The following is a 20,320-nucleotide window of genomic DNA, read 5'->3' as shown; positions in this document are numbered from 1 at the left end:
TTTTGGCAAAAAAAATTAAGTTGGTGCTTTTTGTCAGTTGACCTCGCGACGCAGACTCTGCATCAACAGTTGCTTGGCGGCCGCCGCGACCGTCATGCCATGAGCTTTGGCATACTGCTGCAGTTCTTGATAGGCAGCCATTTCTGCTGGTGTTTTCCAAATGATTCCCGTTACTTGACCATGTTCTTTTTGCATTCTGTCACCTTCTGTTGGTTTTTGTCTATTTTAACATTTCTATGGTCCCAAAATTATCGTGATTAATTTCACAAAATCTTTTGAAATGCTTGAACCACTGCCCGGCTTTTTTTATACTTATAATTAGAAACTAGAAATGAGGGGATCAAATGGATTACTTGATCGGCGTAAATATCGGCACCACCTGCACCAAAGCGATTTTATATGACCAAGACTTTAATGCATTGGCAAGCGCGTCTCGTTCACATCATCTGTTCCGCGATGAGCCGGAGATGCTGGAAGAAGACCCCGACGAAATCTTCGACACGGTCGTTGATACGCTGCATGAGGTCGTTGGCCAGGCAGATCTGAACAATGGCACGCTGCGAGGCGTCTCCTTCTCAAGCATGATGCACAGTCTGATTGGCCTAAACCGGGTCAATAAGCCACTGACGCGCGTATTGACCTGGGCCGACAATCGCGCAGCCAAGTACGCAGCTGAAATGAAGCAAAGCGGCGAAGGATTAAAGATATATCAGCGTACAGGCACGCCAACTCATCCAATGGCCCTGCCCTATAAACTGATCTGGCTTAAAAATGAGCATCCCGAGATTTTTGAGCGCACGACTTGCTGGCTAGGCATCAAAGATTATGTATTCTGGCGGCTGTTTGGCGTTTTGAAAACTGATATCTCATCAGCCAGTGCTTCCGGTCTGCTGAATCTAAAAGAGCTTGACTGGGACAAAGAAACCCTCAAGCAGATTGGCATCTCAGCTGACCAACTGCCGCAGCTGGCCAGTCCATATGAACAGGTACGAGGACTGCGCAGCCAGATTGCCGCTAAGATCGGCCTGCCAATGGATACGCCATTTATTCTGGGAGCAGCTGACGGACCGATGGATAATCTAGGAGTTGGCGCGTTGGATCAGGGAACCACGGCTATTACGATTGGCGATACATCGGGGGCCGTCCGGGTAATTACTGATCAGCCACGTTTTGACATCGAAGGGCGCTTATTCTGCTATGCCCTGGATGAAGAGCACTGGGTCGTCGGTGGTCCTATCAATGCCGGCAATACGGTGTTCAGCTGGGCTGGTGACAAACTGTTTGCTCCGGAAAAACAGCTGGCCAATATGATGCATGAAGAAAGTCTGGATGTCGTGGCCAAAATTGCCAAAACGATTCCAGCTGGTTCAGACGGTCTGATCTTCCATCCTTTCCTAAACGGCGAACGAGCTCCAATGTGGAATGCCAACGCCCGGGGATCATTCTTTGGGCTGACGCCGCATCACACCCGAGCACACATGGCACGGGCCGTTTTGGAGGGAACCGTCTATGAGCTTTACGCAATTAGTCTAACCCTGGAAACGGTCGTCGGCGAACCCCAGCAGATTATGGCAACCGGTAATTTTGCTCGGTTTGGCCTATGGCGGCAGATCTTGGCCGATGTCTTTCAAAGTCCCGTGGCCATTCCTCAAGAACAGGACAGTCGCACCTTGGCCGCGGTAGTTATGGGTATGAAGAGTCTGGGAATGATCAAGAAAATCGATGTCATCAAAGAACATCTTAAAAAAACCGCAACCTGTCAGCCTGATCCGGCCACCTATGATATCTATCAATCGCTGGTGCCCATCTACGTTCAGCTTAGCAGCGATCTGCAGCAGGAATACAATGCAATTGCCGATTTTCAGCATAAGTACTGTCACTTTAACTAGCATAAAAAAAGAGCGCGTTTTACCGTGCTCTTTTTTATTCAGTAAGCCTATCTTCCCCAAAGAATCTGCATGACGTAATCCAAAATCGTCTTTTTTTCGTGCAGCTGTCGATGTGTAGTTTTAGGATACCAGCGCTGCACGTATTTGACTGCGGTGTTCTTAAACAGCGTTGCCATCATCTGTGATTGGATGTTGGGAACTTCACCATCCGTCTTTCGATCAGCCTCTTTGCCCATAATGTTGTAGACGGCTTCATTTTTCGCAAACCGTGCTTTTTTTACCTGTCGCAGCAGCTGTTTAAATTCCGCGTCCCGTGACTTTTTAAACAGCCAGGCCGTATACTTGGTATTGGTACCAAAGCTTTCTTCAACTGGCACACCCAACAGCACGATTTTTTGAAACGCAATCTCTTTTTGCAGCTTTGGACTGCCCAGATAGGCATGGAGAAATTCCGTTCCGCCATAAGAATGCGCAACGATATTCAAACGCTTGACGTGATAGCGTTGATGCAGCACGATCAAGACCTGTGTCAGCTGATGCATCTGCGGCTTGAACGAAACATTATAATTCCAGTCATATAGAATCTGGATCAGTGAATTTTTCTTACCCTTGAGGTTGCCCTTGACGCGGACCTGACCAGTCGGCGAGACACGCACGACCATGGCACTTTGCGCAATATTCTCATTTTGGGCGCGTTTGATAAACGTATTGAAAGTAATCGTGTTGCCGCCCTGTCCTGGGATCAAAAGCGTTGGCGTATCAGTATAGCTGAAATCAGAGCGCAGCTGATGCATGTTCAAGGACTGGCTGGGCGTTCCCCTTAATAAATAAAGCTGAACGGCCATCGCAATTACGATAATGCTAAAAACCAAGTACCATAATCGTTTTAAGACTATCTTGATCACTAGCTGCTTTTTATTCAGCATTACCATCATCCCTTATCATCAAACTAGTCTAATTATAACGCACCGTTTGTTGAGCAAAGATTAAAAAAGCTTTAGGCCGATTCGTTTTCAATGCGCTTTGAAGCTGAACGTGCTATAATTTTGCCAATAAAATCAAGTATCGTTTATAAAGGAGATGACCATATGCTGATCGTTTTGGAGAAAATTGGCTGGGGCATGTTGGCACTGACTGGTTTTGTCGGCGGCATCATCGGGTTGGCACTGCCCGTTATCCCTCAGGTACCATTTTTCCTACTGGCACTGTTTGCGCTCTCTAAGCTGTCACCGCGCTTCCATCGCTGGCTCACGAGTCGCCACTGGTATCAGCGCATGGTCGTTCCAGTATTGGAAAAATTCCATATGAAACGTCATAACAAAAAGCGCGTGTTAGTTAAGGCGGAGCAAGACTAAATAAGCAGATCGTCAAACAAAAAGGATTTTAGCTTCGTGCTAAAATCCTTTTTATCTGGACTGTTTGTTTTTAGGGGCACTGCGGCTAACCATGGTCATCGCAGCTAATACCAGGCCGAAACCGATCAAGAAGACATCAAAGTAGCCAAACCAAGTTGACCAGCTGCCCTGATATAAGATTGCTGACAAAAAAATCAGTACCCCACCCCAGAAAAAGACGTCCTTATAAAATTTTCGATTAAAACGCATCTGCCAAACCTTCTTTAAGTTAATTGTTTGATTAAACTATCTCGCAAGGATATTGTAAACCCTTTCGCTTGGTAAATGCAATTCTAATCTAGGCTTAAGCTCTTCAAAGAAAATTCCTAGCCAAACAGTCTTGCCCAAAAGCCCTTTTTCTTTCTTGGCGGTTCGGCAGCTGCCAAACGTTCTGGCTCCGTGGCCGTCTCCTTGGCAAAATCGGCGTCTTCAAGATAGGGATCAGGCTCACCAATCCACTTGAAAAAGGCATCTTCTTTGATCTCCATAAACTTGCCGCGCTTGCCATTGATACCGTCAACACAGATCTCAACCGGCAGCGCATTACGGTACTCTTCAATACTGTCGGCGCTGAAGCCGTTAAAGGTATTGAGCTTTGAGATGTCAAACAGCAGACTGTGCTTGTCAGCATAGTACTTAAAGTCCTCGGTCTGCGTCAGATACAGCTTAGCCCACCGACTCCGCGCACTTTCGCGAAAATCGTCACAGATGGCATCGGCAAAAAAGTCAGGCAATGGCAGATCCGCCATCTCATAATATTCTTTGAAAAGCTTGCGTGTATTGGCCAAAAAGTCCAACCGCCCCGTCTGTTTGTCAAAAGTCCGCCATGGCGTCTCATCGTCACTGAGCAGCGTGGCCATCCGGACGACAAAATCCTTAAAAAGCGTGTTGTTTAGCGTCTGCCGGACGTTGTAGATGTACTTGTTGGCCTCTCCTTTTTGCGCCTCGTCAATCACCTTGTCAATCTGCAGGTAGTAGGTCCGGCGCGCCGTTTCTCTCAGCATGGTGAAGCCCGAGTCATAATTCGTCGTACCAATCAATGGCGCGACAGCATGGGGATGATTTACCAGATCATTCATGGTGTCAACGATCAGATGGCGACTGTATTGATCCTGCTGGAAGAAGTAAGGCTCGATTTCATCGACCAAGACTGGGTAGGTACTGCCGGTCTTCATATAGTGCTCTAAAGCCTGAACCGTCTTCAGCTTCTTTTGCGGCGTCTCGGTTGGATAGATCGTACCAAAATCAATCAACGAGCGATCCGTATTCCAGGTCAGCTGATTGATGATTCTAAGCAGCGTTGACTTGCCCGACCCTGCCGTAGCGCCTAACACCAAAAAGTTGGGAACGTCATTGCCGTCTTCCGGATTAAGACTGGCCTTGGAGCGGATCTCCCATAAAAATGGCGCCGTAAAGCTGTATAAAATGGCTTCGTAAAAACGTCGACCATAATCAGGCGTGTAGTCGACCACATACTTGGCATAGCCCTGCATAACGGCATCAATGCTCTTTAAACCATCGCGGATCTCACTGATAGTAGCCAGCTTTCCAAATGGAATTGGGTAGGTGCCGGCGTCATTTGGCACGTACAGGCCGCTGTTGTCATTGGCCAGATTTCGCTCCATTGGCCGATCATACAAAAACGTGGTGTACTTTTTCTCGGCAGAGCGTTCCTGGGGCGTCATATCAGTCATCAGCGTCTGCCGTACCCGTTTATAGATTTTCTCACGCGTTTTAAGCGTTGGCTTGGCAGCTCGTGGCGAGACCGAGTCCTTTTGCAGGTTGAAGATGGCATCCTGCTGATGAATTGAACGTTCCAGCTCATCTTTTACCAAGGCCCGATCAGTCGTAATGTCGCGCATGGCCTTAGTGATTTCCTGACCAACGATTCCCCGATCGATCTGCTGCTGAACGTCATGTGAGATCAGTTCGGTCATATCGGCAATTGCAATCTGGTCAGTCGTTTCATTGCCAAGAATGATCACGTTGCCGACGTCTTTACCAGCTTTTTGATCCTTTTTCATGGCATCCAGCTGTTTTTGCGCGGCACTAAGCAACTCAGTTGAAAAATAATTTTTTAAAACTGGCTTAAGATCGTTCTTAAACCGTTGCATAAAATTAGCATATAAGGGACTATTATCAAACACCAGTATTTCTTCAAGCTGATTATGGTGCTCATCAAAAGAAGCCGCGGTCAGGTTGATGCTGCCCAGGATTACCCGCGTGTTGGCGCCAGTGTCGTCGCTAAGCAGATAAAAGCGTGAATGAATGGCTTGGACGGGGGCCTGCTCAACCGTGTACAGACCATTCAGCACGTTCAATTGATTCTGCCCGCTCAAGGCCTCAAACAAACGTGCCGGCTGCTTATTGGCGGCGGCTAGCAGTGCATTCGTCAAAGCACCTTTCGTGGCCGTCTCGTCAGCGGTCTGTGGCGTTGTCTGTTCTGGAGCGCCTAAGGCAATCTCAACCTGGATAAAGTCGCTGAGGTGCTGATTAAAAAAGTCGGCATCCAGCTCCCCGGTAACCGCCGTCAAGCGACTGAAGCGGCGGGTGTCAAACAGCTGACGAATCGTCAAGCGTGGCACCTCTTGATTATTAAAAACGTAGTGGACCCGTCGTCTCTGACTGGCCGAATTTTGCGTCGTCGTACTCATAAACTGGTTCCTTCTTCGTCATCGTTTTATACTATGTTCCATTTTGCTGTATTTTTATAACGTTTGCAAGTTTTGCCCCTAAAGAATGATAAGTAAATTTATGTGCACTCACCAGGATTTTATTTTATGCAAAAACAAAATTACTCAAAAAATATGTCAATTCTATAATATGTGCACTAATTGTAAAAATTGTTTCATGAAACCGTTTATCTATAACGTTAAAAATTTCAAATTTTTTAGTTAGATTTAAAAAGAGGGGGTGCCGGAAATTTTAAATATAGGCGAGAATATCAGAGCCTTCCGTAGAAGCCTCGGGATAACTCAAGAAAAACTTGCTGAAGAAAGCGGTTTGTCTGTCAATTTTATCTCACGACTAGAGAGAACAAGTGATCAAAACGTCAGCATCAAAACGCTTAACAAGATTGCCCACGCCATGCAAATCTCAACTGCACAATTGGTCGAGGACAGTCAGCGCGACCGCGAAACCTCTCTTTCAGTTAATCAGTTAATCTACCAGCTAAAATCGATGGATCCACAGCAGGCTGATAAAGCGGCCTATGCGATTTTGCAGTTGATTGATGCGATTAAAGACACACAATAAAAAAACAGTCGGCGGAATTTCTCGTCGACTGTTTTTTTAATTGCTTGCCGTTACGGCTCCAGTTGCATAATTGACTACGATATTGTTTTGAACGTTAGGCACGAAGACATTAAACTCAAGACTGCCATCACTGGACTTGGCTTCAATATGCGCGCCTGATGGAACCAGATTGGCACCATCATAAATATCGGTTACCCGATAGCGAACCTTTTTGTTTTGATCCAATGCCTTTCTGACCAGCCCTTCATAATAATTCTGCCCAGTTGAATTCTCGTTGGCTGCCTCATTGGCCCAGGCCGTCTGCGTGGCGATGTTTTTAGGATTCGACTCTGAGGCATCAAACCCTGAAATCCCGCCAACCAGCGCATAACCCAGCAGGTGGCCACGATCATAGGCATGCGATGGGCCATTGGTAAGATTCGTCGCCTGCAAAAATCCTGCTGGTTTCCAACTAGTGGCGCCATTGCCGGTCTGGTCACGACTGCGGTACTGACGCGTCGTCTTGTTCAGCCAAGCCTCGCCTCGCCAAGCACGACCGCGGCTGTCAGTGTAGTTGACGGCATATGGTGCACTGCTGACACCGGCATTCAGCTGGGTCTGGTTATTGTTAACAATGTATGCACCATGCCCATTCCAAGTCAGACTGCCGCCCAGCTGCTGTTTAACGCCTTCTGACAGAACCGAAGCTGCCTTGGTCTGACTGGGCGTAATCAGTGTACTGGAACCATGCTGACTACCAGTTGAGCTGCTGGCCTTGTTAACCAGGCCGCTCAGCTTTTCTTTTAACTGACTGGTCAAAACGGCTGAACTGCTGGAATTATTGGCAGCCGTGGCTGAATTGCCGGTCGGCGTCCCTGGCTTGATCAGACTGCTGAGGGCGAACAAAATTACGAAAGCCGTCAGCCAATGCAGGACTTGACGCGTTTTCTTCTTCATTTATTTCTCCTTGCCTATCAAATGATTATTAGTATTGCAGTTTCTCGTGCTTAAATGCTTCTTTGACCATCCTGCCCAACAGTTTGGTACTCTCAGTCAGCGAGATCTGCGCCATCTGTTCGTTGGCCTGCGTCAGCTCTACAGTATTAATCTCATCAGCCGTCTGCATGCGCGCGTCGGTTTGTGACTGCAGCTGACGACAGGCCGCCATGACCGTCTGCTCGAAGTTTTCTTCCATCATTTCGTAGCGCTGATAGTTCTGATCGCCCAGCGCCGCCAGCGTATGCGTCAACCAATACATATTCTGCAGATCAAAGTCGCTGGTCGTGTTCTTATATGGTGCTGGCGTGTCGGTTACGTTGGCGTAAAACGGCACCACAGCATTAAACGTATTGGGACCAAACGCCAACCAGTGCACTCCAGCAATGGAGGCTGGTACATGATTTCTGATCTGCAGCATGTGAATTTCAAGATTGCGGTTTAACGCGATCGGCCGATATTTGTGCTGATCATTTGCGGGTCCCTGGCCATATGGATCAAAGTCGGTATGCTGAAAATGCATGCTCATTGCCTGCTTGATGTCTTCAATTGCTAATTTGCGTTTTGGATGGCAGACAAACGGCAGTTCCTGGTCAGTCGGGAGTTTTTGTTCCTCATCGCTCAGCAGCTTTTGAACGTACCAAGCGCGCGGATAGTTATAGCGGGCATCGCTGGCCGTACGACTGCCAAAGATCTCGCGCAGGTTCAGGCCGTGTTCGGGATTCAGGTGATAACGATTGATAAAAGCCGGCAGATCAGCGGCGTACATGGTTGCGTCGCTCTCAAAATCATAATCGGTAATATTGAACTGATTTGGCGCGATTACATAGGCATCATCCGGAATCTTTAAAGCGGCCCAGTGATGACCGCCAATCGTTTCAAAATACCAGACCTCATCATGATCACTAAACGCAATGCCATTGGATTCATAAGTACCATATTTTTCCAAAAGATGGCCCAGCCTTTTGACGCCTTCGCGAGCCGATTTGATATATGGCAATACTAAGGTAACAAAATCCGCTTCGCCAATTCCGCTGTCAGAATTGTACGGATCGGCCCCTAGTACGCGGGCATTGGTCGTAGCCGTTTCGGTCGCGGTCATGGCAACGTTGGCAGCATTAATGCCACCAGCCGCAAAAATACCGGCACTATCGTCGGCATCGGGTACGGCCGTATACTTGAGCGGATTTTCCGGCAGCTCAAGCGTAAAGCTGGTCGTCTTAGAGGCATAGTGGCGCGGCTGCTCTTCGGGCTTGACGACAACAAAGCGCTGTGGATCAAACGCATTGCCATAGTCTTCTTGACGACAGATCAAAGTTGATCCATCAATCGTGGCTGCCTTCCCAGCCAAAAAAGTCGTACAGGTATGTTTCACTGCGATCCCTTCCTTAATTCATGATTACTAAAAATTATAGCATACTGTCCCAGCTAAAAAGCGTCTGGCCAATTGACCAGACGCTGATTTAATATTAATTAACGTTTATTTAAATGATGCTCATTTTCAAAATCAGCTTCTTGACCGGCCTCGGGTTCTTCATGCTTGCGGACCCGAATAAAGTAGATCAGCGACATGATTACCAAGAAGACTACCCCGACCGAAACTGAAACCCGGGTATCCGGATTGATAAACATGAATGCCAGAATAATCAGCAGGGCTGTCGTGGCAAAATAGTTGTAGAACGGATACAGTGGCATCTTAAACGGGTGGTTCTTCATCAGATCGGCATTTTGTTTTCTAAACTGCAATTCAGAAAGCAGGATGACGAACCAAGGTACCATCCCAGGCAGAACCGAGGCACTGTAGACGATGACGAACAGATTGGAAGCCGTTTTGCTCATCTGCGTCAAAATGGTGTTAAGGATAAAACCAACCAAAATCCAGCCGGCAATCGTTAAAATCGCGACGTTTGGCACCACCCGCTTGGACAGTTTAGAGAAGAATGGCGAAACTTCATGATCAACCGACAGCTTAAACAGCATCCGGCTGGCACTATAGATTCCTGAGTTGGCACCTGACATTGCTGCCGTCAACACGACAAAATTGATCAGACCAGCAGCTCCCGTAATCCCGACTTTTTCAAACGTTTCAACGAATGGCGAGCCAACCGCGCTCAGCTGATTCCAAGGATAGATTGAGACAATAACGAAAATGGCGCCAATATAGAAAATCAAGATCCGCCAGATCACGGATTTAACCGACTTAACGATGGCTTTTTGCGGTGAGGCCGTTTCCCCTGCCGCGATCCCCAGCAGCTCGATTCCTTGATAAGAACCAGCAATCACTGCCAAAGAGAAGAAGAAGCCTTTCCAACCGTTCGGGAAAAAGCCGCCGTGCGACCAAAGATTGGACAGACCGACTGGATGCCAGTTGTTGCCCAGGCCAAAGACAATGACCATCAAACCAACCACGATCATTAAGATAATCGTAACAACCTTAACCATGGCAAACCAAAATTCCAATGATCCATAGGCCTTTGCCGAAACCAGATTGGCCAGCGTCAGGATAGCGATCAGAATAACACCGGAAAGCCAGTCTGGCAGATTAGGCCACCAATAGTTCAAATACTGCGACATCGCAATGACGTCTGAGATCCCGACAATAATGAACTGAAAGACGTTGCTCCACTTAACCAAATATCCCGACAATGGATTGATGTATTTGGTACCATAATCGGCAAATGATCCCGTGCCTGGATTTAAATAGATCATTTCCCCCAAGGCACGCATCATGGCATATAAAACCAGACCCACTACAGCATAGGCCAACAGAACAGATGGACCGGCCCATTTAATGGTTGAGGTGGCCCCCATAAACAAACCACTGCCGATCGTCCCACCGATAGCAATCATTTCCATCTGCCCAGTCGTCATTGACCGGCGCAGATGATTGTTGTTCTGCTCTTCCATAAAAAAACTCCTTTATTTTTAACCAAACAAAAAGCCGATCGAATCCACCTATCTCAATCCCACTTAAGACATGGCAAGTGGTTGAGCGGATTCGATCAGCTGTTGGCTGCATTATTGATATCCAGATTGAAGAACTCAACCACTTTAGTTTGTTGTGGTTGAGGTGGAGGTTAGCTGAATTAGACACATTTCCCATTGCATATTTAGCATTTCAACTTCCTCCTTAAAACTTAGTACGCTATTAGAATAGCATTAGAAAACAATTTATGCAACTCATTTATCCATGTTTAAGAAATTAGCGACGAATCTGGCCGTTACCGATGATCTGATACTTGATCGTCGTCAACTGCTCCAGCCCCATTGGCCCTCTGGCATGCAGCTTTTGCGTGCTGATCCCAATCTCAGCCCCAAAGCCAAATTGACTGCCATCCGTAAACCGCGTTGAGGCATTGATGTAGACGCAGGCTGAATTGATTCGGTTCAAAAAGGCCTGTCCGCTTGCCAGATTATCGGTAATAATGGCTTCTGAATGGTGGGTACTGTGGGCATTGATGTGCTTGACGGCATCATCAAACGAGTCAACGACCTTCACCGCCATGATCAAGTCATTATATTCAGTATCCCAATCGGCTTCTGTGGCTGGCTGCATTTCAACGATGGCCCGTGCCCGCTCATCACCGCGCAGCTCGACACCATGAGCCTGCAGACTCTTGGCCAGAACCGGCAGATAGGCAGCGGCAACGTCTTTGTGAATCAACAGCTTTTCGGCCGCGTTGCAGACGGATGGCCGCTGCACCTTGGCATTGACCACGATTGCCTGCGCCATTTTCAGCTGTGCGTCCTTATCGACATAGATATGGCAGTTGCCAGCACCGGTTTCGATTACCGGAACCGTTGCCGTCTTAACCACGCGCTGAATCAAACCGCGGCCGCCCCGTGGAATCAAGACGTCCAGATAGTCGTTAAGATGCATCAAGTCGCCAGCCGTTTCATGACTGGTATCAGTTATCAGCTGTACGCTGTCTTTTGGCAGATCCTGGTCTGACAGCGATTGACGCAGGACATTAGCCAAAGCGGCATTGGTATGCAGTGCTTCCTTGCCACCCCGCAAAATTACGGCATTGCCGCTCTTAAACGTCAGAGCCGCGGCATCAACGGTAACGTTTGGCCGTGCTTCAAAAATGATCCCAATGACTCCCAATGGAACGCGTTTTTGTAGAATCTGCAGTCCATCAGCCGTATACCAGCCCTTGTCGATCTTGGCAACCGGATCAGGCAGCTGCGCGACGGTCCTTAAGCCGGCCGCCATGTCTTCAATGCGCTTTTCATTGATCAGCAGCCGATCGGTAAACTTCTTGGGCATATCAACCGCTTGCTCCATATCAAGCTGATTAGCCGTGATGATTGCTTCTTTAGCGGCTAACAGATCCTGGGCCATCTGCAAAAGCGCCTGGTTTTTGGCCGCCGTATCCAGCAGCATCAGTTCCTGTTCGGCCGCCTGAGCACGCTGGCCCATTTTAATCAATGTCTCGTTCATTTAAATTTCCTCCTTTTCAATTGTTAATGGCTTGATTGAATGACGGCCAAAATGAGTGCCAATTGGCTGACCATTGACTACTTTTAAGATTACCCGCGGATCCTGACCGTTGCACAGAACCATTTGCCGATCCGCGTTTAAAATCGTTTCAGCAGCTCTAAGCTTGGTGACCATTCCGCCTGTGCCAAAGCGCGTTGACGAACCGGTCGCGCTTAGTCTGATTGCCGGGGTCAGTTCCGTAACGTTTTCAATCAGCTGGGCATCGGTATTTTTATGTGGATCCTTGTCAAACAGACCGTCAATGTCCGACAAGACGATGAGCAGGTCCGCCCCAATTCGCGTGGCTACTAAAGCCGAAAGCTCATCATTGTCGCTGAAGGTCGTGTGATGATCCAGCTCATCAACGCTGACGGGGTCGTTTTCATTAATGATGGGAACGATCTTTTGCTGCAGCAAGGCCTCAATCGTGTTTAAGACGTTGGTGCGATTAAGCGGGTACTCCAGATTGTCGCGCGTCAACAAAAGCTGCGCGATTCGCGTCTGATAGTCCAAGAAACGCTGAGAATAGATGCGCATCAGCTCGACTTGTCCTAAAGATGCCAACGCCTGCTGCTCAGCAATGGCTGCCGGCCGCTGCGTTTTATTCAGGCTGGCCAGCCCTGCTCCCATAGCTCCAGAAGATACCAAGACGACCTGATAGCCGGCATTGTTCAGTGCAGACAGCGAATAGGCCAGGCGATCAATTGAAGGCAGATTGATCCGCCCATTTTTCATTACCAGACTGCTGGTCCCTACTTTGACGACCAAGCGTCGAATCATTTTTGCTCCCATATTTTCACCTCTTAATAAACAAAAAGCACGCCTTTAATCGAGACACCAGTGACGGCGGTACCATTCTCGTTTAAAGACGTGCTTTACTCTTTTAAAAAAATATTTTCAATGTAGCCAACTCGCGACAGGATTTCGGATACTTGACCGCCTTTGCAGCTACCGGCGATTCTCTGAACGATCCTTAATTGATTCGCGATGATATTATCTGAACTATAAAATGCTTTTTAACAATTGTCAAGCAAACGGCTTAGTAAATTGCTGAGTGGACAACGCGTTCAATATCGTCAACAATTTGTTCCGGCGTTAAGTGGTACCATTCGTAGAGCACTTCCAACGGCACATTATCGGCAAATTCACGCGGCGCGCCAAAGTTTAAGACTTTCATGTTGGTTGGCCCATAGTAGCGGTCGATCGTTTCGCCAAAGCCGCCGCTTAAATTACCGTCTTCAATCGTAACGACGATATCATGATCCTCTTGCAGATAGTGCAGGTCACGCTGGTCAATGCTGGTAACGGACTTAGGATTAATCAAAGTGGCATCGATATTGAGCTTTTCCTTCAGCTGACGACATACTTCTTCACCCAGCTGCCAGAAACCGCCCACGGCCATGATAGCAACCTCGCTGCCATGATGAGCGATATCGTAGTCGATGGAAGCATAGCTGTCTTGAGAAGGCGTGCCGTGCAGCAGTTCATGTTCTGGCTGCCGAATCACCACTGGCGTATCGTTTTGCTTTAAGGCCCAGCGCAGCATCGAAATCATTTCTTCCAGATTGGTTGGCGCCAGATACTCAATGTTTGGCAGACTGCTGATGTAGGAAATATCAAATGTGCCTTGATGAGTGGCCGATCCCGAAGAAATCGTGCCCCCACGAACGATCATGACAATTGGATATTCATTTAAGGCCACGTCATGCACCAATTGATCATAGGCCCGTTGCAGGAAGGTACTGCTCTCAAAAAGAACCGGCCGCGCGCCGCCAGCTGCCATCGCCACCGCTGTCGTTACCGAATCTTGTTCAGCAATGCCAACATCAAAATAACGATCAGCATGGGCGGCTTTAAAGCGTCCGAGATCAAACATCCCAGGAATCGCGGCATTAATGGCAACAACAGGCTTACCAGCTTCAACCTGGGCGTTAAGCTCATCAATCACGGCCGCGCTGTAGCTTTCTTTTGGCGCCGTCTGCTTGCTTTCGCCAGTCTGCAGATCAAACGGTGCCCGCCAATGGTATTCTCTTTGATTGTCGATAGCTGGCTGATAGCCCTTGCCCTTTTGCGTATTAACGTGCAAAACGATTGGATGGTCGATGTTTTTAATATCTTTAAAGACATCAATCATCGTCTTTAGATCGTTGCCGTCTGCCACATAGCGATAATCCAGCCCCATGAACTTAAAGATGTTGTTGGCCGATTGTCCCTGCGTGTCGCGTAATTCCTTTAAGCCGCGGTACAAGCCGCCTTGATCCTCATCAATCGACATCTGATTGTCATTGACCAAAATGATCAAATTGCTCTTGAGCTTGGCCGCGTTGTTCAAGCCTTCAAATGCCAAGCCACCGGAAAGCGAGCCATCACCAATAACGGCCATCACGTTTTCATGACTGTCAGGATTTACCAGGTCTCGAGCCTGCGCCATGCCAACTGCCAAGGCGATTGACGTGGAAGTATGCCCCACCTTAAAGAAATCATGAGGACTCTCACTTGGATCAGTGTAGCCGCTGACATCTTCATAATGATCAGGATCCAAAAATCCCAGTTTGCGACCCGTCAGCATTTTATGTGCATAGCTTTGATGTGAGACATCCCAGATCACTTTATCGTGCGGTGAGTCAAACACATAATGAAACGCAATCGTCAGCTCCATCACGCCCAGGTTGGGACCGACATGCCCGCCGACTGCACTGTCACGTTCAAGCACCAGCTGCCGCATTTCTTGAGCCAATTCCTTGAGCTGATCCAGGTTCATCGATTTGATGTCTTGGGGCTCGTTGACTTCGTTTATCAGGAAATCCGGATGTTGATTCATTTCTTCCACCTCTCAAATTTACAAACGATCTTCTCAGTTATCTATTTTACAACACTTCATGAAATAAAGAAAACGGTTGATAATACTGAAGTTTAGATCGAAAATCAGGTAAAAATCGTATTGATTGAATACTAATCGCAAATCTGGAATTTTTATCTAGTTTTGAAATAAAATATCCCCGATCTTAATACGATTTGATAATATTTATCGATCGATTCTGAATAATAAGCAGAATTTTCTTTACTATCTGCTTTAATACTAGTTAAAGTTGGCTCCACTAAGTAGATCTGATTCTGCTCGTTTTTCTTTCGAGTATACTTTTATGCTTTTCTAATTGCATCATAAATCCTTTAATTTGACGGCTGCCAAAAAGATTCGTAACATTAAGTAAGCCATTATTTTAGAAAGGAGAAGCAGGATTGTCAAACCAAGCCATCGAAAAGCTGTCACCATTTAAAGCCCTGACCAATGAACAGGCTCAGCTGGTCGATGAGGTGATTTTGTTTGCCAAGCAGCACTTAACGCAGAACTTTCCCGCGGTCTACACGATCCTGGGTGATGCCGGCACCGGTAAGAGCGTTGTCTTGTCGCACCTGTTTGCTCGTCTGCAGCAGGCGGCCCGGGTTCAGTCAAACAGTCCTTTTTACGGTACGCACAACTATTTTTTGGTCAACCACCCAGAAGTTCTCAAAGTCTACAAGCAGATTGCCGGACCGATCAAAACCTTGTTAAAAAAAGACTATCAGCGGCCAACCTCGTTTATCAATCAGCTGGACAAAAACAACGCCAATGCCGATATCGTAGTCATTGACGAGGCGCATCTATTGTTAAGCAAACCTGATCACTATAATAATTTCTACCACGAAAATCAGCTGCTTGAGATTATCAAGCGCGCCAAGGTCGTTATTTTGGTATTTGATCAGTATCAGGTTCTGCGTATGAAGAGCTTTTGGACTTTAGACCGCTTAAACGATCTGATCGCGCCTTATCCACACCAAAGCTATCAGCTCAGGCACCAGTTTCGCATGACGGCTTCTGATGATCTGATTGATTGGTTCAACCAGCTGACCAACGGCTTGATTGAGCCCCTGCCTAAAAATGCTTGCGATCACTATGATTTTCGTATTTTTAAAGATGCAGAAAAGATGCGGCAGCTGATCGTCAAGCGCAACCAGGAAGTCGGTCTGTCCCGAATTCTTTCGACGTCTGGCTATCCCTCAACTTTGGATGGCGGTAAGCATTATATCCGTGAAGGCAGCTTTAAAATGCCCTGGGACCAGTACAACTTTACCGCCACGCCCTGGGCTGAGCTGCCGCAAACCATTGACGAGGTCGGTTCAATCTATACCTGCCAAGGCTTTGATCTTAATTATGCCGGCATCATCATTGGGCCAGTAATCAGCCAAAAGCCTGGTACCAATCAGCTGCAGGTCAATCTGGATCGCTTTACCGATACCGAAGCCTTTAAAAAGCGTGCCGACTTGACTGATCCCGACCAGATCATTCATTATGAGAAACGAATGATCCTAAATGCTTTAAACGTAATCTTAAAGCGCGGCGTTAAAGGTACCTATCTGTATGCCCATGATCCGCTGCTGCGCCAAACGCTTTTTGAGCTGGGTCAAGTACTGAACGCCTAACCTATAGAAAGAAGATGCCCCGATGCCGCAAAAACTACATCTTAACAGTCGCTGGCTGACGATTCTGGCCGGAATCTTTGCCATAATCGTCTTGCTCAAGGTTGGGTTTGACTACTGGCCAGAAATCAAGCTGCTGATGCATCCGACCCACGAACACCGCGTCATGCTTACTGAGATGATTCGTGATCACGGGGCCAAGGACTTTCTACTTTTAATGATGGTAATCGCGCTGTTCAACGCGATCCCAGGCATGTCGATTGCCGCGGTCTGCATACTGGCCGGCGTCTGCTATGGACCATGGATCGGCCTTTTGATCAGCTGGAGCGGCAACATTCTGGGGAATCTGGCAGTTGTCTTGCTGTTTAGCCGCGTGAACCTGTCACAAATCAAGAAGCATCAGCTGCTGCAAAAACTGCTTGATCAGCCTCATCCCCGCCTTGGCTTGATTATTGGCTACATGATTCCAGCTATTCCCAATGCACTAGTCAACTACTCAGGGATTCGGCTCAATGTCTCACTGACGCAGATGCTGCCCTTGATCGCCCTGGGAATGCTGCCGTGCTCATTTATCTACGCGTTTGGCGGCAACGCGATCTTTAGCGAAAACCTTGCTCAGCTGGTGATTTTCGCTGTCTTGGTTATTATTTTGGCGCTTGTTTCAATCATTGCCCATCAGCATCATAAACACGCCAACCGCCGAATTAAAGAAAAACAGCTGAGCGAATAAAACGGAAATGCGACCCAGCGTCCATTCCCGCTTTATTTTTGCCAAATTATCTTGAATTAAGGAGTTTTTTATGAGTTCGCAATCAAAACGGACCATCTGGATTTTGTTGGTCTGTCAGTTTCTAATCTGTCTTGGCATGAGTCTGATCTTCCCCGTCATGCCATTTATCAAAAAAGAGTATAACTTTTCGGCCTTTGAAATGGGATTGATGTCTTCGTTATTTGCCTTGGTCCAATTCATCGGCTCCCCCATCGTCGGGCGCATCTCTGATAAAATCGGTCGTAAGCCGCTGATTGTCTGGGGACTATTGATTTTCGGCCTGGCCGAGTTTGTTTTTGCCATGGCTGGTCACCTTTTCTGGTTCAATCTTTCACGGGCCTTTGACGGACTGTCGGCAGCCATGGTCGTGCCGACTTCAATGGCGCTGGCTGCCGATCTGACCTCACTGAAAGATCGGGCTAAGGTAATCGGCTGGCTGTCGGCTTCTTTTAGCGGCGGACTGATTCTTGGGCCCGGCCTTGGCGGTATCTTAGCCAACTTTGGCTATAAGGTGCCATTTTGGATTGCCGGTATCCTCGGACTGATCAGTACTCTGGTGGCCTGGCTTTTGCTGCCAAGCGATCAAAATGAAGAATTCAAGTCCCATACCGAAGACGTTCAAAAAGAGCTGCAGGACAGCACTTGGACACAGGTTAAGTCACTGCTCAGTCCGGCAATGACGACCGCGTTTCTGATGATTTTTGTCGCGGCGTTTGGGTTGGCCGGTTTTGAAAGCATCTACAGCCTTTACGTCAATGAGGTTCACCAATTCGGTTTGGGCGCGATTGCCACCGTTCTCACGCTAAACGGGATCATCTCTTTGATTCTGCAAGTCTTTTTCTTTGAACGCATGGTAGTTTGGCTAGGCGAGGTCAAGCTGGTCCGCTGGGCATTTTTGCTCAGCGCTATCGGAACGGTCGTCGTCATTTACGATCACTCCCATTGGCAGATCATCGTCGCCACCCTGGTCGTCTTTGAGGCGTTCGACTTACTGCGACCGGCAATCACCACGCTTTTAACCAAGATGAGCCAGCAGAATCAAGGTCTTTTAAACGGCATCAACATGTCGCTGACCAGCGTCGGCAACATCATCGGCCCTTTGATCTCCGGTGCGTTACTGGATATTAACTACCAATACCCTTATCTGGTCGTGGTAATGTTTTTGGCGGTTGCCTTTCTGATCAGTTTTGCTTTAAGCAGAATGATTGCTCGCCATCAGTTTGGCTAAAACAACATCAAAAAATGGTCCTGGCAGTAAAACCAAGGCCATTTTTTTTACTTTAAAAATCCCAATCGGCAACTTTTCTAGCGACGACCATCGATCAGGTCATGCCAGTTATACGCAATATTAAGCTGAGCTGCCAGCCGTGTCGCGTAGTCGTGATGGTGCTCAGTATCTTTTAGCGCTATGTCCAGAGCCTTCAGATTATCCGTAACGATGCCATTGACTCCCATTAAGGCCGCCTGACGCATGGTATCAGGATCATCAACCGTCCAGACGCAGATTGGCTGATGATTGAAATGCAGCTGGGCAATCAACAATGGATTAAGCATCGAATACTCAACATTCCAGCCGGCATTCCGTGATGGCCACCCTAATACGTAGGGCTGAATCGCCATGACTTCAAGCTTAGGATTCAATCGATGCAGCTCTTGGACCGCGCGTAGATCCATTGAGTGCAGCCAGGCATGGTTCTGCTGCAGCCGCTTGCCATATCGCTGATTGAAATGCTGCAGCATCCGTGGCGAATCAGCGGGGGTCGTTTTGATCTCAACCAAAAGCTTTTGCCGATGTTTTTGGGCAAACCGCAAGTACTGATCAAAACTGACCAGATGCGCGCGGTGCCCGTTTTCATCAGCTATCAGTCTTTGCAGCTGCCTAAGGGTTAATTGACGCGGCTCGCGGTTGACACCGGTTAGCTGACGCAGGTTTTCATCATGCATTACGACGAATTTTTGATCGGCCGTTTCATGGACGTCAATCTCGATATAATTAGGATGCAGCCGCCGCGTTTTTTCCGCAGCCGGCAACGTATTCTGCACGCCATCGTTTTGCGTAACGCCTCGATGCGAAATGGCTAAGGGCTGATGCCAAACAGCCGGCAGACTGATGACACTGGTCGCTACGATCATCGTCGCAGTCGTCAGCCAGATCCCCTTGCCCAACCAGATGGGAAAGTACTTAGCTGCCCGGTTTTTAACCCGTTTATTTGACGATTGCTGGCCAAGCACCATAACCACCAGCGCGCCAGCCAACAGCCAAAAACTGCCGCCAAGCATCAGCGAGCGAAAAACAATCGCGATTTGCCATACCCATTTCCCGGGAAATTTTTCCAGTCCGCGTAAGCTCAGCAGTAAAAAATGATTAAGTCCCCAGCCAAACAGGCTTAAAATCAGAACCCCGCCCAATGCGCTCAGTGAATTCTCTAACGCTTGCCAACCGGCGTTCAGTTTTTCCCGCGCCTGTTTAAGCGTGATCTGGTCAGCCGCCATTTCAACCAAGTCAGGTAAGGTTAAAAAGCCAATCGTCAGCACTGCCAGATAAAACAGTACCGCTATGATCAGCAGCCATGTTTTGCGCGTCAAAAAATCAAGCATCAAGGCTGGATAATTCAAGTGTCCCCAGCGCAAAGCACAGAATAATCCCTGTCCCAGCGGCATCAGCCATAAAAAATCGATCAGAACCAAGATTATCCAGTCTGGACGCAGCCAAAAGGACATGTTTCTCAACAGTGCTGGCCAGGAAAAGCGATATTGGCTAAGCAGTACAATTCCGCGAATAGCAAGCCCCCAAACGATGCCTAGCCAGATCAGCCATAGACCCAGACAGCCGAGACTACCCAGCAGGACCAGAGGATGCACCGTTAAAAGCTCCATGGCGGTCAGCTTGGAGACAACCGGTACCTGCCCCTGTTGCAGCAGTTTAGTCATGATCAGTTTAAAAAACGGCCCCGTGATTGCCAGATCAATCAGTACGAGCATGAGTAAAAAGCCGCCATAGCTCAGCCAGTGACGAGTATATTCAATCAGGTTGGCTTTGATTTTGTCCATCAACAAATTTATCCTCTCAATTATGCTTCCTTACCATCTTAACTCA

General features: G+C 47.8%; 17 protein-coding genes. 6 read left to right on the top strand and 11 right to left on the bottom strand.

Going from position 1 to position 20,320, the window contains the following annotated elements; all coding sequences use genetic code 11:
- Nucleotides 1–33: 33 nt before the first annotated feature.
- Nucleotides 34–195: a hypothetical protein gene (locus ACLUWI_RS03675; RefSeq protein WP_412146188.1), complete on the bottom strand. Its 162-nt coding sequence runs from the start codon at nucleotides 193–195 to the stop codon at nucleotides 34–36.
- 149 nt (nucleotides 196–344) lie between these two features.
- Between ACLUWI_RS03675 and ACLUWI_RS03670 the strand changes: the two genes are divergently transcribed.
- Nucleotides 345–1,889 carry a gluconokinase gene (locus ACLUWI_RS03670; RefSeq protein ID WP_412146187.1) on the top strand — a complete coding sequence of 515 codons (1,545 nt, stop codon included), beginning with the start codon at nucleotides 345–347 and terminating at the stop codon, nucleotides 1,887–1,889.
- A gap of 47 nt (nucleotides 1,890–1,936) precedes the next feature.
- On the opposite strand, the gene ACLUWI_RS03665 is transcribed toward ACLUWI_RS03670, so the two are convergent.
- Nucleotides 1,937–2,815 (bottom strand): alpha/beta hydrolase, encoded by an 879-nt coding sequence (locus ACLUWI_RS03665; protein ID WP_412146186.1) that lies wholly within the window; start codon nucleotides 2,813–2,815, stop codon nucleotides 1,937–1,939.
- A 162-nt stretch (nucleotides 2,816–2,977) separates the two neighbouring features.
- Between ACLUWI_RS03665 and ACLUWI_RS03660 the strand changes: the two genes are divergently transcribed.
- A complete protein-coding gene (locus ACLUWI_RS03660; protein WP_412146185.1) occupies nucleotides 2,978–3,244 on the top strand; it encodes a DUF454 family protein in 267 nt (88 codons plus the stop codon).
- Nucleotides 3,245–3,295: 51 nt separating this feature from the next.
- On the opposite strand, the gene ACLUWI_RS03655 is transcribed toward ACLUWI_RS03660, so the two are convergent.
- Both ACLUWI_RS03655 and ACLUWI_RS03650 read right to left on the bottom strand, forming a co-directional pair.
- Entirely contained in the window at nucleotides 3,296–3,493 is a 198-nt protein-coding gene (locus tag ACLUWI_RS03655; protein ID WP_412146184.1) for a hypothetical protein, read from the bottom strand.
- Nucleotides 3,494–3,609: 116 nt separating this feature from the next.
- Nucleotides 3,610–5,937: an ATP-binding protein gene (locus ACLUWI_RS03650; protein WP_412146183.1), complete on the bottom strand. Its 2,328-nt coding sequence runs from the start codon at nucleotides 5,935–5,937 to the stop codon at nucleotides 3,610–3,612.
- Nucleotides 5,938–6,196: 259 nt separating this feature from the next.
- Here ACLUWI_RS03650 and ACLUWI_RS03645 point away from each other — a divergent pair, with 259 nt between their 5' ends.
- A complete protein-coding gene (locus tag ACLUWI_RS03645; RefSeq protein WP_045025376.1) occupies nucleotides 6,197–6,538 on the top strand; it encodes a helix-turn-helix domain-containing protein in 342 nt (113 codons plus the stop codon).
- A gap of 36 nt (nucleotides 6,539–6,574) precedes the next feature.
- Here the strand turns inward: ACLUWI_RS03645 and ACLUWI_RS03640 are convergent, their stop codons facing one another.
- The 6 genes from ACLUWI_RS03640 to ACLUWI_RS03615 all read right to left on the bottom strand — a co-directional run bounded on the left by ACLUWI_RS03640 (nucleotide 6,575) and on the right by ACLUWI_RS03615 (nucleotide 14,817).
- Nucleotides 6,575–7,474 carry a DNA/RNA non-specific endonuclease gene (locus ACLUWI_RS03640; RefSeq protein ID WP_412146182.1) on the bottom strand — a complete coding sequence of 300 codons (900 nt, stop codon included), beginning with the start codon at nucleotides 7,472–7,474 and terminating at the stop codon, nucleotides 6,575–6,577.
- A gap of 28 nt (nucleotides 7,475–7,502) precedes the next feature.
- Nucleotides 7,503–8,888 (bottom strand): C69 family dipeptidase, encoded by a 1,386-nt coding sequence (locus ACLUWI_RS03635; protein WP_412146181.1) that lies wholly within the window; start codon nucleotides 8,886–8,888, stop codon nucleotides 7,503–7,505.
- Nucleotides 8,889–8,986: 98 nt separating this feature from the next.
- Nucleotides 8,987–10,420 (bottom strand): amino acid permease, encoded by a 1,434-nt coding sequence (locus ACLUWI_RS03630; RefSeq protein ID WP_412146180.1) that lies wholly within the window; start codon nucleotides 10,418–10,420, stop codon nucleotides 8,987–8,989.
- Nucleotides 10,421–10,715: 295 nt separating this feature from the next.
- The gene (locus tag ACLUWI_RS03625) at nucleotides 10,716–11,957 is read right to left on the bottom strand and encodes a glutamate-5-semialdehyde dehydrogenase (RefSeq protein WP_412146179.1); all 1,242 of its coding nucleotides are present in this window, start codon (nucleotides 11,955–11,957) and stop codon (nucleotides 10,716–10,718) included.
- Entirely contained in the window at nucleotides 11,958–12,788 is an 831-nt protein-coding gene (proB, locus tag ACLUWI_RS03620) for a glutamate 5-kinase (protein WP_412146178.1), read from the bottom strand.
- A 247-nt stretch (nucleotides 12,789–13,035) separates the two neighbouring features.
- Nucleotides 13,036–14,817: a 1-deoxy-D-xylulose-5-phosphate synthase gene (locus tag ACLUWI_RS03615; RefSeq protein ID WP_412146177.1), complete on the bottom strand. Its 1,782-nt coding sequence runs from the start codon at nucleotides 14,815–14,817 to the stop codon at nucleotides 13,036–13,038.
- A gap of 419 nt (nucleotides 14,818–15,236) precedes the next feature.
- Here ACLUWI_RS03615 and ACLUWI_RS03610 point away from each other — a divergent pair, with 419 nt between their 5' ends.
- The 3 genes from ACLUWI_RS03610 (at nucleotide 15,237) to ACLUWI_RS03600 (ending at nucleotide 18,451) form a co-directional block, all read left to right on the top strand.
- Nucleotides 15,237–16,457 (top strand): DUF2075 domain-containing protein, encoded by a 1,221-nt coding sequence (locus tag ACLUWI_RS03610; RefSeq protein ID WP_412146176.1) that lies wholly within the window; start codon nucleotides 15,237–15,239, stop codon nucleotides 16,455–16,457.
- A gap of 22 nt (nucleotides 16,458–16,479) precedes the next feature.
- On the top strand, nucleotides 16,480–17,184 hold the full coding sequence (locus ACLUWI_RS03605) for a TVP38/TMEM64 family protein (RefSeq protein WP_412146175.1): 705 nt from the start codon (nucleotides 16,480–16,482) through the stop codon (nucleotides 17,182–17,184).
- A 70-nt stretch (nucleotides 17,185–17,254) separates the two neighbouring features.
- Nucleotides 17,255–18,451, top strand: coding sequence for an MFS transporter (locus ACLUWI_RS03600; RefSeq protein WP_412146174.1), 1,197 nt, complete (start codon nucleotides 17,255–17,257; stop codon nucleotides 18,449–18,451).
- A gap of 77 nt (nucleotides 18,452–18,528) precedes the next feature.
- On the opposite strand, the gene ACLUWI_RS03595 is transcribed toward ACLUWI_RS03600, so the two are convergent.
- The gene (locus tag ACLUWI_RS03595) at nucleotides 18,529–20,274 is read right to left on the bottom strand and encodes a glycerophosphodiester phosphodiesterase family protein (RefSeq protein WP_412146173.1); all 1,746 of its coding nucleotides are present in this window, start codon (nucleotides 20,272–20,274) and stop codon (nucleotides 18,529–18,531) included.
- Nucleotides 20,275–20,320: the final 46 nt, after the last annotated feature.

Source organism: Limosilactobacillus mucosae, assembly GCF_046939755.1.
Taxonomy (GTDB): Bacteria; Bacillota; Bacilli; order Lactobacillales; family Lactobacillaceae; genus Limosilactobacillus; species Limosilactobacillus mucosae_A.
This window is presented reverse-complemented; position numbering and strand designations above follow the sequence as displayed.

Bases quoted from the DNA above. Each gene is read 5' to 3' on its own strand.
- ACLUWI_RS03605 (WP_412146175.1), top strand. From the start codon at position 16,480: ATGCCGCAAAAACTACATCTTAACAGTCGCTGGCTGACGATTCTGGCC.
- ACLUWI_RS03625 (WP_412146179.1), bottom strand. From the start codon at position 11,957: ATGAACGAGACATTGATTAAAATGGGCCAGCGTGCTCAGGCGGCCGAA.
- ACLUWI_RS03630 (WP_412146180.1), bottom strand. From the start codon at position 10,420: ATGGAAGAGCAGAACAACAATCATCTGCGCCGGTCAATGACGACTGGG.
- ACLUWI_RS03615 (WP_412146177.1), bottom strand. From the start codon at position 14,817: ATGAATCAACATCCGGATTTCCTGATAAACGAAGTCAACGAGCCCCAA.
- ACLUWI_RS03640 (WP_412146182.1), bottom strand. From the start codon at position 7,474: ATGAAGAAGAAAACGCGTCAAGTCCTGCATTGGCTGACGGCTTTCGTA.
- ACLUWI_RS03600 (WP_412146174.1), top strand. From the start codon at position 17,255: ATGAGTTCGCAATCAAAACGGACCATCTGGATTTTGTTGGTCTGTCAG.
- ACLUWI_RS03650 (WP_412146183.1), bottom strand. From the start codon at position 5,937: ATGAGTACGACGACGCAAAATTCGGCCAGTCAGAGACGACGGGTCCAC.
- ACLUWI_RS03670 (WP_412146187.1), top strand. From the start codon at position 345: ATGGATTACTTGATCGGCGTAAATATCGGCACCACCTGCACCAAAGCG.
- ACLUWI_RS03595 (WP_412146173.1), bottom strand. From the start codon at position 20,274: ATGGACAAAATCAAAGCCAACCTGATTGAATATACTCGTCACTGGCTG.
- ACLUWI_RS03655 (WP_412146184.1), bottom strand. From the start codon at position 3,493: ATGCGTTTTAATCGAAAATTTTATAAGGACGTCTTTTTCTGGGGTGGG.
- ACLUWI_RS03675 (WP_412146188.1), bottom strand. From the start codon at position 195: ATGCAAAAAGAACATGGTCAAGTAACGGGAATCATTTGGAAAACACCA.
- proB (WP_412146178.1), bottom strand. From the start codon at position 12,788: ATGGGAGCAAAAATGATTCGACGCTTGGTCGTCAAAGTAGGGACCAGC.
- ACLUWI_RS03665 (WP_412146186.1), bottom strand. From the start codon at position 2,815: ATGCTGAATAAAAAGCAGCTAGTGATCAAGATAGTCTTAAAACGATTA.
- ACLUWI_RS03660 (WP_412146185.1), top strand. From the start codon at position 2,978: ATGCTGATCGTTTTGGAGAAAATTGGCTGGGGCATGTTGGCACTGACT.